Consider the following 14,179-nt stretch of genomic DNA (forward strand, 5'->3'; position numbering starts at 1 on the left):
GATAATTTCCATATGGTTAATTTGAAAAAATTATCTTTGCTTATAAGCAACACTTTAACTGCCAATGAAATTTCTACGTAGGCTTTTGTTTCCTTTCTCTCTTATTTACCTGTTGGTAACAACAGTGCGTAATTTTTTCTACAATAAGGGAATTTTTAAATCGTATGGTTTCAATATTCCGGTAATTGCCATTGGTAATTTAAGTACTGGCGGTACGGGTAAAACACCTCAGACTGAATATTTAATACGTCTATTGTCTGATAACTATAAAGTAGCAACGCTTAGCCGTGGCTATAAAAGAAAATCTAAAGGTTTTGTTTTGGGCAGTACTACCAGCGATGCCAATATATTAGGCGATGAACCTTTTCAGTTTTATCAGAAATTCCCGCAGATAAGGGTGGCTGTGGATGCCGACAGAAAAAACGGAATCGAACAATTATTATCACTTTCCCCGAAACCACAAGTATTGCTTTTGGACGATGCCTACCAGCATAGAAGGGTTAAAGCGGGGCTATATATACTACTGACTTCGTATGGCGATATCTATCCTGATGATTTTCTTTTGCCGGCGGGTAACCTTCGTGAAGGCAGGGCGGGAGCAGATAGGGCAGCTGTTATTATTGTAACCAAATGTCCACCTGAATTGTCTCAAAATACGATGGATAGTATAGTGAAAAAGCTAAAGCCAAATCCTTCACAAAAAGTATATTTTACTTGTATAGAATATGATAGCTCCGTATATTCGGAAGAGCGGCAGCTTACTGAAGAAGAGGTGAAATCTACTGAAAAAGCATTGGTTGCAGGTATTGCAAAGCCACAGCCTTTTTTTGATCATTTGTATCAGCAAGGTGATGAAGTACTTGCTTATCCGGATCATCATGACTTTACAGATAAGGAGCTTGCAGAGTTAGAAGAAAAATCGAAAATAAAAATAATCGTTACTACCGAAAAAGATTATGTGAGGTTAAGAGGGAAGCTGCCTAAAAACAGGCTTTTCTACCTGCCTATAAAAAGCCGTTTTCTTACAGGGGCAAACGATTTTGATAATATTATTTTAAACTATGTGGGAAAAAGTACAGGAAACAGCAAAATACATTCTTGACAAGACTGGCTTTACGCCACGTTATGGTATAATTTTAGGATCGGGGCTTGGTAGCTTTACCGATGAAATAGAAATAGAACATATGCTGGAGTATACCGATATTCCAAACTTTCCAGTTTCAACGGTAGAAGGTCATTCCGGAAGCCTTGTGTTTGGAAAAATAGGGCAGAATAACGTGGTGGCTATGAAGGGCCGTTTTCATTATTACGAAGGCTATTCTATGGAAGAGGTTACTTTTCCGGTAAGGGTAATGAAGGCTTTAGGTGTAGATAAGCTTATTGTTTCTAATGCTTCGGGAGGTGTAAACTCTTTTTACAAGGTTGGTGATATCGTAATTATTTACGATCACATCAACTTTTTCCCTGAACATCCGTTGCGCGGAAAGAACGATGACCGTTTTGGCCCGCGATTTTTAAATATGCACGAAGCATACAGCCGTAAGATGATCGCCAAAGCAAAAGAAATTGCCGTTGCACAATCTATAGATGTTAAAGATGGTATTTACCTAGGTCTGCAGGGGCCTACATACGAGACAATGTCGGAATACCGAATGGTTAAAATTCTTGGCGCTGATTGCGTTGGTATGTCTACCGTGCCGGAAGTTATAGTGGCAAGACATATGAATATGGAATGTTTCGGACTTTCAGTTATTACCGATATGGGTAACGAGGAAGGTATCGAAACCCTTAGCCATGACGAAGTACTACAAGCTGCAAAAATGGCTGAACCGAAAGTAAAAGCGCTTATTAAAGAACTTATTATTAAGTATTAAAAAGCTAGCCACGAATTACAAAAATGCCACCGATTTAAAATTAGTGTAGATTATTGTAATTCGTGGCTTTTATATTTTACTTCTCCAAAAACAGTATAAGATCTATAATTCTTGACGAATAACCAATTTCGTTATCATACCATCCTACGACTTTTACCATCCTGTCAATAACAGATGTTAACTGGGAATCGAATAGGCATGAGTTACGGTTGCCAATGATATCTACAGATACTATGGGGTCTTCCGTGTAGGCCAATATTCCTTTCAGCTCGTTATCGGCGGCATTTTTAAAGGCGGCATTTATTTCATCAATACTTACTTCGCGTTTTACGTAGCATGTTATATCAGTTAATGAACCATCGGGTACAGGTACACGAATACCTCCGCCGCCAATTTTACCTTCAAACTGAGGAAAAATCTTTGTTAACGCTTTAGCAGCTCCCGTTGTTGTAGGGACAATAGACTGCGCTGCGCCACGTGCCCTTCTGAGGTCTTTATGAGGTTGGTCGTGCAGGCTTTGGTCTGTAGTGTAAGAGTGAACTGTAGTAATGTACGCCTGTTCAATACCGCAAAGGTCATTTATGATCTTCATCATTGGTGCGGCATTGTTTGTGGTACAGCTGGCGTTAGATATTACTTTTTCGGTACCGTCCAGTATGTGTTCGTTAACACCAAGAACAACAGTTTTAATACGGTCATCTTCCGGTGGTGCAGAAAGTATTACTTTCTTCGCTCCTGCATCAAGGTGTTTGCTGGCGTCTTCAAGGGTTTTGAATTTGCCTGTGGCTTCAATTACAATATCAATTTCGAGAGATTTCCAGTCCTGGTCGGCTGCATTTTTCTTTCTTAAGAAAGGGTAGGGCTTTCCGTCAATAACAATACTGTCTTCTGTGTGAGAAACCTCATAAGGCAAGATACCGTGAATACTGTCGTATTTTATAAGATGCGCCATAGTACGGGCATCGGCAATATCGTTTATTGCAACCACCTCAATAGACGGATGGTTAATTAAAAGCCTGAAAAGGTTTCGGCCTATGCGGCCAAAACCATTTATGGCAATTTTTGTTTTTTTATTCATTTCTGTAAAACCGTCAGCCGTAAACTGACAACTTTCAACTAATTATAAAATGTGTTTTTGTGCTTTGTATGATGAACGTACAAGTGCACCGCTCTCTACATGGCGGAAACCAAGTTCAAGTCCTATTTTTTCGTATTTTTCAAACTGCTCAGGAGTTATAAACTCTTTTACAGGAAGGTGTTTTTTACTCGGCTGAAGGTACTGCCCTATAGTAAGTACATCAAGGTTAACGCTTCTAAGGTCGTGCATTGTCTGAATCACTTCCTCTTCGGTTTCGCCAAGGCCAAGCATAATGCCCGATTTTGTACGGTTAATACCATTGGCTTTCAGGTAGCGTAATACTTCAAGGCTACGTTCGTATTTTGCCTGGATACGTACTTCACGGGTTAACCTTTTTACAGTTTCCATGTTGTGCGAAACCACTTCCGGTGCAACCTGTATAATACGGTCAATATTTCTTTCTATCCCCTGAAAATCGGGGATAAGAGTTTCAAGTGTAGTGTTTGGGTTCATCCTGCGGATAGCCTTAACGGTTTCCGCCCAAATAATAGATCCGCCATCTTTAAGGTCGTCACGGTCTACGCTGGTAACCACAGCATGCTTAATGTTCATAAGCTTAATAGAACGTGCTACTTTTTCGGGTTCATCCCAGTCTACCGTCTCAGGGCGTCCGGTTTTTACACCACAAAAGCCGCAAGAACGTGTACAGGTATTACCAAGTATCATAAAGGTAGCAGTACCCTCGCCCCAGCATTCACCCATATTAGGGCAGCTTCCCGAAGTACAAATCGTATGCAGCTTGTATTTGTCTACAAGACCGCGAAGTTCAGTATATTTTTTGCCGGTAGGTAATTTAACCCTAAGCCATTTTGGTTTTTGGGTTAAAAGTCCGTTAGCGGCGGTAGGTCGTATAGTGTCTAAAACAGTTTCCATATATAAAAACTTTGAGATGCAAAGATACTACTTATTTGTATAACAGCAGCTATTTTTGGTGGCTAGCCAAAGCTGTCACAATCCTTTGCAGAGATGTTATTTATTTTCTTAAATTGGCCTCTATAATCTAACTAAACTAATTATTATGAAAAAGATTGTTCTTGCAATGTTTGTCCTTTTCTCTGTTATTGCATGTGAAAGCGACGATAATAAGCAAACTGGAGGTAGTGGAAATAACACTCCAACCAATATCCAGTTTACTACTTTAGCTAAAGGCAATGTTACGACCGGATCGGCGGTATCGCCTCGTTTCTACGTATTAAGGACACAAACGGAGTATAATACTTTTAAAGAGGAAAAGCAATTGCTTACTGACCTTGTTGTAGATTTTAATATTAACGAGGTAATAGTTGTTTTTGATGAGTTAAAAACCGGCGGTGGCTATGCTGTAGACGTTACAAATATTTCCAGAATGGATAATAAGCTTACCGTAAAATTACAAAGTTCGGCGCCCCAGCCTGATGATACAGCAATTAATACACAACCGTACCATGCTGTACGATTACAGAAAACAGGATTACCCGTAGTTTTTGAAGAGCAAGCTCCTCTTTAAATTTTAAGGATACAAAACTAAAAGCCCCGAAGGGGCTTTTAGTTTTAATGTACTTTAACTGTTATTGGCAGGTTATAAGCGGTTCGCACTGTTCGACCTCCTTTTTTACCGGGAGTCCATTTTGCTTTAAGCGATTTTAAAACCCTTACAGCTTCGGCACCCATGCTATAACCGGGATCTTTAGTAGCTTTTATATTGCTTAATGTTCCATCGGGTTCAACCACAAAAGAAACATATACTTTCATTGTTGTAGCGTTTGCTACTTCAGGTGTCCTGAATTTATTAGCCACATCTTTATAAAACTCAGATAATCCGCCTGGATATAAAGGAGCTACATCTACAAAGTTCTCGATTGCACCTTCACCACCACCAGCTGTTGGCCCTGTATATGTGCCGGTTCCTGAGGTCGCTGTTCCCGGATTTAATGATATTTGTGTACCTGTACCTGCTGTTGTAGCTGCTGCCGGCGGAGCGTTATCAAAGTCAGATGTTGTAGGCAGGTCAGGTGTAGGTTCAGATGTCGCTACAAGAGGTTTTAGTTCTGTTGTAGGTGTTACACTCTGTGCAGCAGACGCAGCCGGTTCGCGAACTATTGGCTCCGGTTTTGCGACAGGTGGAACAGGTATTTCTATAGGGTCTGACAGATCTACAGGAGTTATAGGGTCTACAATAGTTTCGGGTGCAATCACTACAGGTTTAAGATAGTTCGCTATGGCAGGAATGCCTACTAATAGTAATAATATCCCGATGCCTGTAAAAAATGCTTTGATAGTAGTCTGTGCATCCTGTTTACGAAGCTGGTAAGCTCCGTATTGCTGGTTACGGCCTTCAAATACAAGGTCGATCCATCCGTGGTCGAAAACGCTAACTTTTGACATAATAAGATGATTTTGGTTGTTAATATGATTTATATTAACTAAAACGTTTTCGTTGATTTTAATATTGTAGTAAATACCATAAATATTTACAAAATACGTAATCGATAGTTTTGGATAAATCGAACCTCGTTATATTGTCAATTCGTTAGTGGACTAAACCTTTTTTAGAATATGTTATTCTTTTTTGGTGATGATCTCAGATAGTAATTTCTTCGCCCTAAGGAGTTTCACTTTTACATTGTTAAGCGGTTCGGTTAGTTGGTGGGCAATTTCCTGATAACTCATTTCCTGAAAATAGCGCAGCTGTATTACTTCCTGGTATTGAGGCTTAAGTTTTTTAATGCATTCTAAAAGGCTGGAAAGGTTCTGCTCTTTGATTAGCTTATCTTCGGGAGAAGGCGAGCTGTCTGCAACATTATAAGCCTGTTGGTCTTCTTCGTCGGTTATTTCAACAAATAAGGATGAGCGTTTTTTACGAAGCAAATCAATATGAACATTTTTGGCAATGGCAATGAGCCATGTGTTAAAGGCATATTCAGGATTATATGTCGCAATCCTGTCAAAAGCTTTCGCAAAAGTTTCTATAACTATGTCTTCGGTGTCTGCTTCGTTTTCTGTGCGCTTCAGCATAAAACCATATACCTCATTCCAAAAAAAGTCAAGCAGGAAAGTAAAGGCTACCTGGTCACCTTTTTTTGCCTTTTCGATATGTTGCTGTATGATTTGCGAGGTTATTTCCAATGCGCAGGTTTTGAAAACAAATTGGTAAAGAAAACGTTCAGTTGTGTGAAGGTAAGGATTATTTCTATAACCGGATACCAGTAAACTGTATCTTTTTCCTTTAATTTGGCAGCACTATAACCTATGGTTAACCAGCTCCCAAAGTATCGTATTACAATTACAGGCACCATAAACATCCAATTATACTGCAAGGCAAAAAGCAATATCGCCAGCACTATAAATGACAATTGGGAAAGGAAAAATAAACGTAGTTGGAAAATATCCAGTGGACGGAAGAACTTAGCAATAAATACCTGTCTTCTTTTTTGTTTGCGCCATGCACCAAATGATTTTTTAGGTTCGCTGTATGTAAAGCTTTCAGGAGTATAGCAAACGGTTACATTCTTTTTTGTAGCTGCCTGATTAAGAAAGAGAGCATCTTCTCCCATACGGATATTCATATGGTCTATATATCCGTTAACTTTAAAGAATTCATCTTTTTTATAGGCCAGGTTTCGGCCTTCGCCGGAAAACGGACTACCCACTTTTGCCCAAGCAAAATACTGGGTTGCGGTAAGCATATTGTCAAACCTGATGATCTTGTTAAGGAATGAGTTCTTTACTTTTTCGTAAGCACCATACCCAAGAACAATAGTCCTGTTCATGGTAAACTGCGATGTCATGTTGGTTATCCAGTCTTTAGAAGCAGGGTAGCAGTCGGCATCGGTAAAAAGAAGGTATTCTTTACGGGCCGCTTTAATTCCCAGTGTAAGTGCATATTTTTTATTGCCCCAAAAAGCTTCATTGTTTGCCACTTTTACAAGCCGAACATTGCTGTATTGTTTCTCAAATTCCTCGAAAATGTCAAGCGTGTCATCGCTAGATGCGTCGTCAATAAGCACTATCTCAAAATCGGGATAATCCTGTTCTGCCAAAAGCGGAACAAACTGTTTAACCTTTTCGGCCTCATTTTTTGCACATACAATTATAGATACAGGAATTCTTTTAGGTGTAATTTCCTGTGGTTGCGCAAAAGCGAATTTTCCAAAAATTATAAGATAATATACAAGTTGCACTACTACAACAGCAATAAATACAAAGAAAATAATGTTCAGCATATAGGCAGGCGGCATTTATGTTTACTTCGGCAAAATTATGGAAAAGTATCCAGTGTTCAGTGTTCAGTGCTCAGTTTTCAGTCCTGGATAGCAGTTTTAGTCGTCAGTTTTCAGTAACGCCAAATTTTGCAGGGTTTAAAATCATATAATTCAGTAGTTTGCCAATATCTTCAGTTTCTGTAATCAGATTAGTGTATGTATCATAGGGTATATATTTGCATTGGTAACAAAATTCTATCCATACCTGAGTTTCAGAATTTTCAGCGTCACAGTCGGTAAGTTTGCTATGGAAATGTTTCGGAAAAACTCGTTTTCTATAAGCCTCTGCAATGTTTGCAGGAACGCTTCTTGAAGACCTTCTAATCTGATCTGTAAGAGAATATCTTTCTTCAACAGGAAAAGTTTTTGAAATATCAAAGATTTTCATCGCTAATGAAAAAGATTTTTTGTAAACAATTAAATCCTGAAACTTCATACCTTAAGAGTGTTTTTGCAGTTTGCATTACTGACCACTGACCACTGACCACTATATTATATTAACTTCTGCTTCAATCCTGATTCCGAAGTTGTTAAACACAGTTTCTTGTATGTTTTTAGAAAGATCTAGTAGTTCCTGCCCGGTTGCATTACCATAGTTAACCAATACTAATGCTTGTTTTGCGTGAACACCTGCATCGCCAAAGCGTTTCCCCTTAAAACCACTCTGTTCAATAAGCCATCCCGCAGGTACTTTAACCTGGGTATCAGATACTGTATAATGAGGCATAGTAGGGTGAAGAATATAAGCCCTCTCAAATTCCTCGGCTGTAATGATAGGATTTTTAAAGAAGCTTCCGCTGTTGCCTAATTCCTTAGGATCGGGTAATTTACTTTGACGGATTGCTGTAACTGCTTCGCTAACGTCTTTAATGGTGGGAACTGTAATTCCTTTGCTCGTAAGTTCGGCAGCGATATCGCCGTATGACGTATTTATTTTATGTTTTTCGGTAGTAAGCCTGAAAGTTACCGATACAATAACGTACTGATTTCTAAGTGCACCTTTAAAAATGCTTTCACGGTAGGCAAATTCACATTCTTTTTTTGTGAATGTTTTTATTTGCTGCGTGGCAATGTGCATCGCTTCGCAAGAAACAAAGGTGTCTTTTATCTCGGTTCCGTAAGCCCCGATATTCTGAATAGGCGTTGTACCAACATTTCCCGGAATAAGTGACAGATTTTCAAGTCCTCCTAGATTGTTGCTAATGCAGTATTGTACAAACTCATGCCAGTTCTCTCCGGCCATCGCTTTTACTTCAGCAAAGCCATTTTCAGCGTTGAATATTTCTTTTCCTTTAAGGTCTACATGGATAACCAGGGCATCTATATCCTGCGTAAGCAGCATGTTACTGCCTCCGCCAAGAATAAAAAGTTTTTTCTCCTGATTTTCTTTAAGTACTTCGGCAAGTTCTGTTGTGGTATGCACCTGAACGAATTCTTTCGCAAAAGCGCTGATGCCAAAAGTATTGTGGTTTTTTAAGGGATAATTAGCAACGATTTCCATAGTACGTATACGGTTGTTTTTGTAGCGCAAAAGTAATGCTTTAAAAGCTATTCTGTAGTAAGGGCACGGTTTAAAAACTCCACTAGCGGTTTTAGTACAGTCAGTTTTTTAACAGTATTCTTTATAAAGTCTTTTTGAGAATATTCTTTGTCATCAATCTTTGCCGAGGCCGTAAAGCTTTTTAGTTTTAAAAACTGTATAGCAGGATGGTCTTTCGCAAAATCTTTTGGAGCCGTTTTAAGCGTATTCTTTTCATCGCTGTCCAAACTTCCAAATAATTTTTTGAATTCTGCTTCATCCACAATTTCTTCAAGGTCTTCATAGAAACCATCAATCTCACGGCGCACCTTTTTAAGGTCGGCCGCATCGGGATTATAAACACCAGCGGCTATAAAACCTGCACCTTTTTCAATGTGCACATAGTAGCCTGCCAGATTGGTGTTTTTATTCCCGCTGCACAGCCAGATTCCCATATGGGTTTTATAAGGCGATTTATCTTTAGAAAAACGAATGTCTTTATTAATACGGAAGGACGCGTCCTTAAATTCAAGATGACTAAGGGATTCATCTTCTTTACTCATTTCGGCAATAAAAGCTTCCACGGTTTGCCTGTAGTCTTTTTTGTATTCGTCGTATCGCTTTTGGTTTGCCTGAAACCAGTCACGGTAATTATTATTTTTCAGGTCTTCAAGGAATTGAAAGGATTCTTTTGATATCATGATTTACTGATTGAATATAATAAATGTATAATTTTTAATAGCAACAGACAATACAACTATTGATTACATATTAAATATAGTATAACTCTGATGTGTAGCTTTCACTATATTCTCTGTGCGCTCGGGGTGGGTGTCAGAAATAAATATCTGCCCAAAAACCTTGTCATCAATCATCTGAACTATTTTCGCAACACGTGTTTCGTCAAGCTTGTCGAAAATGTCATCAAATAAAAGAATAGGCAATACACCACTTTGCTTTTTTATAAATTCAAACTGGGCGAGTTTTAGTGCGATAAGGAAAGACTTCTGCTGCCCTTGCGACCCGAATTTTTTTATGGGATGCCCATCGATCTCAAATAACAGGTCGTCTTTGTGAATACCTACACTGGTATATTGCAATACACGGTCGCGCTGAAGGTTTTCATCAAATAAAGTTAGCAGCCTTTTGTTATGCAGGTGACTGTCGTAAGCAAGGCTTACTGCTTCGGCAGAATCGGTTATCGATTGATGATGTTTGTTGAATATCGGAATAAAGTCTTCAAGAAATTGTTTTCGTTTCTCGAAAAGTGCCTGACCCAGCGTGTCCAGCTGTTCGTTATATATAGATAAGGTGTCTTTATCGAAGGTATGGTTTAGTGCAAAGTATTTCAGCAGGGCATTACGCTGGGCTACTACTTTCTGGTAATTAATTAATTCCTGAAGATAGGTTGAATCTAATTGCGATATAACGCTGTCTATAAATTTACGTCGGGTTTCGCTGCCTTCTACAATAAGGTCATTGTCGGAAGGGGAGATGATAACCAACGGAATAAAGCCTACGTGTTCGGAAAACTTATCGTAGATCTTACCGTTTCGCTTAAGTACTTTTTTCATGCCTTTTTTAAGGCTGCATACAATCTGCTCGCTACGGCCGTCTTTTTCAAAAGTGCCGTCTATTACAAAGAATTCTTCGCCGTGTTTTATGTTTTGAACAGCCAAAGGATTAAAATAACTCTTGCCGTAAGCCAGGTGATATATGGCATCGAGAACATTTGTCTTGCCAACACCGTTCTTTCCGGTAAAACAGTTTATCTTTGGATCAAATTCATAATTTGCCTCGGCAATATTTTTATAATTGAGTAGTGATAAATTCTTTAAGTACATGGGGCAAACTGGATGCTGATAGTGAGAACCTTGTATAAATTAGGCTTCTTTTGTTGAGAAGCCGCAAATTATCGAAAAATATCGACAAAAAGATATTTTAATATTCAATAAAAATTTTATTTTTGCGGCTCACTAAAATAAATTAAATGGCAACGTATAACAAAAGAGGCTATAAAGCTCCCAAACCTGCAGATAGTAACGAGGTAGAAACTGTAGAAGAAACTTTTGACGGAAAAAGCACAACAGCAGAGGTATTTAACTCGCTTGACGAAGGTGCTTCAAGAACAGAAGAGTGGGTAGCAAGAAACCAAAAAGGTATATTAGTGGGTGTAGTTGCTATAGCTGTGGCTGCAATTGGATACTTTGCTTACAATAGATTTGTAGCAGATCCAAAAGAAAATACTGCTGCTGAAGATATGTTCCAGGCTCAACTATATTTTGATCAGGCTGTAAATGCTCCAACTGCGAGCGATTCTCTATACAAACTTGCACTTAACGGTGGTGAAGGTAAACTAGGTTTCCTTGGAATCATTGAGAACAACTCGGGTACAGATGCTGCAAACCTTGCAGAATACTACGCGGGTACATCTTACTTAAACATTGGTAAATACAAAGAGGCAGTAGAACACCTTGAAAAATTTAGCACTAAAGATGAAATTCTTGATGCTATGGCTAAAGGTGCTACAGGAGATGCTTTTGCACAGCTTAAGAAAAACGATGATGCATTAGAGTTTTATGACAAAGCTGCTAAAGCTACAAACAATGACATGATCGCTCCGCGTTACCTTTTCAAAGCAGGACAAACAGCTCTTGCTTTAAACAAAAAAGCTGAAGCGCTTAAATATTTTAAAGAAATTCAGGATAAATACAGCACTTCTCAGGAAGGCGCTACTATTGATGCCTACGTTGCAATGGCTGAATAAACATGGCTACAGTAAATAAAAACTTATCAGTATACGATAAAAACACAGTCCCAAACGCGAAAGATTTTCGGTTTGGGATTGTTGTTTCTGAATGGAACGAAAATATAACTTCCGGCCTTTACAAGGGAGCTATTGAGGCTTTGCTTGAAAACGGTGCACTCGCAGAAAACATTATTTCATGGGATGTGCCGGGAAGCTTTGAACTTATATACGGTTCTAAAAGAATGATAGATACTCAAAACGTTGATGCTGTTATTGCTATAGGCAGTGTTATACAGGGAGAAACAAAACATTTTGACTTTGTATGTGAAGGTGTGGCACAGGGTATTAAAGACCTTAATGTGCTAACCGATGTACCCGTTGTGTTTTGTGTACTTACCGATAACAACCTTCAGCAGGCGATAGACCGTAGTGGGGGTATTCATGGAAATAAAGGTACAGAAGCTGGAATTGTTGCTATAAAAATGGCGTATTTAAGACAGCAGACAACATGATTTTTAAAGCTTAACTGCTTGTAAATAAAGCCTTCCCAAATCGGGAAGGTTTTTTTTTGAAAAAAAGTGAAATTTTTTAAATCCGTAAAACCTAACCTTTCGTATATACTATCAAATGCTATTTTCTAAACCCTCGGATGTTTATCGTCCCCGAAAATAAAATAAGCCATCTAATTAAAGTAAGGTGTGGTTTTATGGCTTCCCCTCTTCTTCCTCCCCGGTTGAAGAGGGTTTTTTTTTGCTTTTCAATTTCGCCTTCGCTTTATTTTCCTCAACCCTGAATGTTACTATTTTTGCTATAAGGTCTAAAGGCAATGGCTTGTCTAACGGAAATTGTATCGATCCCTTACCTGTCTTGTAAGCAGATAGTTCCTTTTGAAAAGCCTCATTACCCGATGGTAATGCATAAAACCCGATATGGTTGGTAAAAGCAGCAAAGTGAACCAGTATGCCATGCAGCTTAAAGGTAGGCATGCCATAGCTAATGGCTTCTTCAGCTTCCGGTGCTGCTTTTTGTATAGTTTTTCGTGCCTGTTGTAATAGCTGCTGTACTTGGGGCGTAAACGACGCTATGTAGCTGTCGATGTTTTCAGGTTTATTCATGACATTCAGCATTAGCCTTTAGCAACTTCGCGAAGTTTATTTAGGTCAAGTTTTTTCATCTGCAGTAATGCTTCCATAACTTTAACGGCATTGGGGCCGCTGTTTTTCACAAGTTCGCCCATTTCTTCCGGGACTACCTGCCAGGATATTCCATATGGATCTTTAAGCCAACCGCATACGCTTTCTTCGCCACCGTTGGATGTCAGCTTTTCCCAGTAGTAATCTATTTCATTCTGATCCTTGCAATCAATTACTAATGATATCGCTTCGCTATGTTTAAATTCAGGACCTCCATTAAGTATCATAAAAGATTGGCCTTCTATATCAAAGTTGGCTGTTAAGATAGAACCTGCCGGCATTGGCATGTTTTCTTCATAATATGATATTTCTTTGATCTTAGCATTTTTAAATACCGAAGTGTAAAATTCTAGTGCCTCTTCAACTCTCCCGTTGAACCAAAGGCATGGTGTTATCTTTTGCATACTAATTGTTGATTTGTTTGTTATATGCCAAAGTTACTAAATACCAATATGTTGGCATAGGGGGTAAACCTGACAATAAAAGGGGCATATCGGGACAACGGGTATATGTTGGGTTAACGAAAAGATAATTAGTAAGGTTTTACCACTAATGATGAGTAACTTGAAAAGGTAAATTATAAATCATTCATATCATGTATATTATATTAGGAGGTACGGGCCATGTAGGCAGTGCGGTAACCAAAGAGCTTTTAGCAAACAATAAAGAGGTGATTATAATAACCCATGATGAAAATAAGGTAAAAGATATAGAGGCAATGGGAGCTAAAGCTGAGATTGCCGACATAACAGATAGCAACAGGCTAAACGAAATATTCAGAAAAGGGGAGCGTTTGTTTTTGCTGAACCCACCAGCCCCGCCTGAAACAAATACAGCTAAAGTGGAACGTGACAGCATGCAGTCTATAATTGCTGCCCTTGAAGATTCGGGACTTGAGAAAATAGTAGCGGAATCTACTTACGGCGCACAACCGGGTAAACATATTGGAGACCTGGGTGTGCTCTATGAAATGGAGGAGGTTCTAAAAGATATTCATATTCCGGTTATAATTCAGCGAGGAGCTTATTACTATAGCAATTGGGATTTTTCGCTTGAAACAGTGAAGAAAGAAGGTAAATTATACAGCCTTTATCCGCCCGATTTTAAACTGCCAATGGTTGCTCCGGAAGATCTTGGTACATTCGCGGCAAAACTGCTTATGAAACCTTTGGAAGAAACAGGTTTATATCACAGGACAGGCCCCGAGGACTATTCGCCAAACGATGTAGCCACAGCCTTCTCTGAAGCACTTGACAAACCTGTTGAAGCTATACAAATACCGGAAGGCGAATGGGAATCGTACCTGGAAGAGCAGGGCTTTTCTAAAAAAGCGGCAAAGTCTATGGTAAATATGACGAAACTTACGTTGGAAAAGGTTCAGGACGAACAACCTGAAAATCCTGAGCGTGGATCAATTACCATTCAAGACTATATTAGTAAGCTTGTTGAAAGATCGGCTAAGTAA

The 14,179-nt window shown here is 39.0% G+C and carries 17 protein-coding genes; 6 read left to right on the plus strand and 11 right to left on the minus strand.

The annotated features are described in order from the left end of the window. The first annotated feature begins 64 nt into the window (after nucleotides 1-64). A complete protein-coding gene (locus ALW18_14345; protein AOE53595.1) occupies nucleotides 65-1,102 on the plus strand; it encodes a tetraacyldisaccharide 4'-kinase in 1,038 nt (345 codons plus the stop codon). Then, the gene (locus ALW18_14350; protein ID AOE53596.1) at nucleotides 1,062-1,874 is read left to right on the plus strand and encodes a purine nucleoside phosphorylase; all 813 of its coding nucleotides are present in this window, start codon (nucleotides 1,062-1,064) and stop codon (nucleotides 1,872-1,874) included. The genes ALW18_14345 and ALW18_14350 overlap by 41 nt, the downstream gene beginning before the upstream one ends. A gap of 76 nt (nucleotides 1,875-1,950) precedes the next feature. Here ALW18_14350 and ALW18_14355 read toward each other — a convergent pair whose 3' ends face one another. Both ALW18_14355 and ALW18_14360 read right to left on the minus strand, forming a co-directional pair. Beyond that, nucleotides 1,951-2,952 (minus strand): glyceraldehyde-3-phosphate dehydrogenase, encoded by a 1,002-nt coding sequence (locus tag ALW18_14355; protein AOE53597.1) that lies wholly within the window; start codon nucleotides 2,950-2,952, stop codon nucleotides 1,951-1,953. Nucleotides 2,953-2,994: 42 nt separating this feature from the next. Next, entirely contained in the window at nucleotides 2,995-3,885 is an 891-nt protein-coding gene (locus ALW18_14360; GenBank protein ID AOE53598.1) for a lipoyl synthase, read from the minus strand. 145 nt (nucleotides 3,886-4,030) lie between these two features. On the opposite strand from ALW18_14360, the gene ALW18_14365 reads away from it, so the two are divergent. Next, a complete protein-coding gene (locus ALW18_14365; GenBank protein ID AOE53599.1) occupies nucleotides 4,031-4,498 on the plus strand; it encodes a hypothetical protein in 468 nt (155 codons plus the stop codon). A gap of 44 nt (nucleotides 4,499-4,542) precedes the next feature. Here the strand turns inward: ALW18_14365 and ALW18_14370 are convergent, their stop codons facing one another. The 7 genes from ALW18_14370 to ALW18_14400 all read right to left on the minus strand — a co-directional run bounded on the left by ALW18_14370 (nucleotide 4,543) and on the right by ALW18_14400 (nucleotide 10,616). Continuing rightward, nucleotides 4,543-5,376, minus strand: a complete 834-nt coding sequence (locus tag ALW18_14370; GenBank protein ID AOE53600.1) for a hypothetical protein — start codon at nucleotides 5,374-5,376, stop codon at nucleotides 4,543-4,545. A 174-nt stretch (nucleotides 5,377-5,550) separates the two neighbouring features. Then, nucleotides 5,551-6,117, minus strand: a complete 567-nt coding sequence (locus tag ALW18_14375) for an RNA polymerase subunit sigma-70 (GenBank protein AOE53601.1) — start codon at nucleotides 6,115-6,117, stop codon at nucleotides 5,551-5,553. Next, the gene (locus ALW18_14380) at nucleotides 6,108-7,214 is read right to left on the minus strand and encodes a glycosyl transferase family 2 (protein AOE54428.1); all 1,107 of its coding nucleotides are present in this window, start codon (nucleotides 7,212-7,214) and stop codon (nucleotides 6,108-6,110) included. The genes ALW18_14375 and ALW18_14380 overlap by 10 nt, the downstream gene beginning before the upstream one ends. Nucleotides 7,215-7,317: 103 nt before the next feature. Then, nucleotides 7,318-7,689 carry a S23 ribosomal protein gene (locus ALW18_14385; protein AOE53602.1) on the minus strand — a complete coding sequence of 124 codons (372 nt, stop codon included), beginning with the start codon at nucleotides 7,687-7,689 and terminating at the stop codon, nucleotides 7,318-7,320. A 51-nt stretch (nucleotides 7,690-7,740) separates the two neighbouring features. After that, a complete protein-coding gene (locus ALW18_14390) occupies nucleotides 7,741-8,754 on the minus strand; it encodes a UDP-N-acetylenolpyruvoylglucosamine reductase (GenBank protein ID AOE53603.1) in 1,014 nt (337 codons plus the stop codon). 47 nt (nucleotides 8,755-8,801) lie between these two features. Continuing rightward, nucleotides 8,802-9,473, minus strand: coding sequence for a hypothetical protein (locus tag ALW18_14395; GenBank protein AOE53604.1), 672 nt, complete (start codon nucleotides 9,471-9,473; stop codon nucleotides 8,802-8,804). Between the two features lie 63 nt (nucleotides 9,474-9,536). After that, entirely contained in the window at nucleotides 9,537-10,616 is a 1,080-nt protein-coding gene (locus tag ALW18_14400) for a DNA recombination protein RecF (protein AOE53605.1), read from the minus strand. Nucleotides 10,617-10,762: 146 nt separating this feature from the next. On the opposite strand from ALW18_14400, the gene ALW18_14405 reads away from it, so the two are divergent. Next, nucleotides 10,763-11,539 (plus strand): hypothetical protein, encoded by a 777-nt coding sequence (locus ALW18_14405; protein ID AOE53606.1) that lies wholly within the window; start codon nucleotides 10,763-10,765, stop codon nucleotides 11,537-11,539. A gap of 2 nt (nucleotides 11,540-11,541) precedes the next feature. Then, nucleotides 11,542-12,033, plus strand: coding sequence for a 6,7-dimethyl-8-ribityllumazine synthase (locus ALW18_14410; GenBank protein AOE53607.1), 492 nt, complete (start codon nucleotides 11,542-11,544; stop codon nucleotides 12,031-12,033). A 192-nt stretch (nucleotides 12,034-12,225) separates the two neighbouring features. Here ALW18_14410 and ALW18_14415 read toward each other — a convergent pair whose 3' ends face one another. Together ALW18_14415 and ALW18_14420 are read right to left on the minus strand one after the other, a co-directional pair. Then, the gene (locus tag ALW18_14415; GenBank protein ID AOE53608.1) at nucleotides 12,226-12,648 is read right to left on the minus strand and encodes a hypothetical protein; all 423 of its coding nucleotides are present in this window, start codon (nucleotides 12,646-12,648) and stop codon (nucleotides 12,226-12,228) included. Further along, nucleotides 12,648-13,118, minus strand: a complete 471-nt coding sequence (locus tag ALW18_14420; GenBank protein ID AOE53609.1) for a 3-demethylubiquinone-9 3-methyltransferase — start codon at nucleotides 13,116-13,118, stop codon at nucleotides 12,648-12,650. The genes ALW18_14415 and ALW18_14420 overlap by 1 nt, the downstream gene beginning before the upstream one ends. 191 nt (nucleotides 13,119-13,309) lie before the next feature. Here ALW18_14420 and ALW18_14425 point away from each other — a divergent pair, with 191 nt between their 5' ends. Continuing rightward, nucleotides 13,310-14,179: an NmrA family transcriptional regulator gene (locus tag ALW18_14425; protein ID AOE53610.1), complete on the plus strand. Its 870-nt coding sequence runs from the start codon at nucleotides 13,310-13,312 to the stop codon at nucleotides 14,177-14,179.

The sequence above is a fragment of the Flavobacterium psychrophilum genome (genome assembly GCA_001708385.1).
Classification (GTDB): domain Bacteria; phylum Bacteroidota; class Bacteroidia; order Flavobacteriales; family Flavobacteriaceae; genus Flavobacterium; species Flavobacterium psychrophilum_A.

Bases quoted from the DNA above. Each gene is read 5' to 3' on its own strand.
- ALW18_14345 (AOE53595.1), top strand. From the start codon at position 65: ATGAAATTTCTACGTAGGCTTTTGTTTCCTTTCTCTCTTATTTACCTG.
- ALW18_14350 (AOE53596.1), top strand. From the start codon at position 1,062: ATGTGGGAAAAAGTACAGGAAACAGCAAAATACATTCTTGACAAGACT.
- ALW18_14355 (AOE53597.1), bottom strand. From the start codon at position 2,952: ATGAATAAAAAAACAAAAATTGCCATAAATGGTTTTGGCCGCATAGGC.
- ALW18_14360 (AOE53598.1), bottom strand. From the start codon at position 3,885: ATGGAAACTGTTTTAGACACTATACGACCTACCGCCGCTAACGGACTT.
- ALW18_14365 (AOE53599.1), top strand. From the start codon at position 4,031: ATGAAAAAGATTGTTCTTGCAATGTTTGTCCTTTTCTCTGTTATTGCA.
- ALW18_14370 (AOE53600.1), bottom strand. From the start codon at position 5,376: ATGTCAAAAGTTAGCGTTTTCGACCACGGATGGATCGACCTTGTATTT.
- ALW18_14380 (AOE54428.1), bottom strand. From the start codon at position 7,214: ATGCTGAACATTATTTTCTTTGTATTTATTGCTGTTGTAGTAGTGCAA.
- ALW18_14385 (AOE53602.1), bottom strand. From the start codon at position 7,689: ATGAAGTTTCAGGATTTAATTGTTTACAAAAAATCTTTTTCATTAGCG.
- ALW18_14390 (AOE53603.1), bottom strand. From the start codon at position 8,754: ATGGAAATCGTTGCTAATTATCCCTTAAAAAACCACAATACTTTTGGC.
- ALW18_14395 (AOE53604.1), bottom strand. From the start codon at position 9,473: ATGATATCAAAAGAATCCTTTCAATTCCTTGAAGACCTGAAAAATAAT.
- ALW18_14400 (AOE53605.1), bottom strand. From the start codon at position 10,616: ATGTACTTAAAGAATTTATCACTACTCAATTATAAAAATATTGCCGAG.
- ALW18_14405 (AOE53606.1), top strand. From the start codon at position 10,763: ATGGCAACGTATAACAAAAGAGGCTATAAAGCTCCCAAACCTGCAGAT.
- ALW18_14410 (AOE53607.1), top strand. From the start codon at position 11,542: ATGGCTACAGTAAATAAAAACTTATCAGTATACGATAAAAACACAGTC.
- ALW18_14415 (AOE53608.1), bottom strand. From the start codon at position 12,648: ATGCTGAATGTCATGAATAAACCTGAAAACATCGACAGCTACATAGCG.
- ALW18_14420 (AOE53609.1), bottom strand. From the start codon at position 13,118: ATGCAAAAGATAACACCATGCCTTTGGTTCAACGGGAGAGTTGAAGAG.
- ALW18_14425 (AOE53610.1), top strand. From the start codon at position 13,310: ATGTATATTATATTAGGAGGTACGGGCCATGTAGGCAGTGCGGTAACC.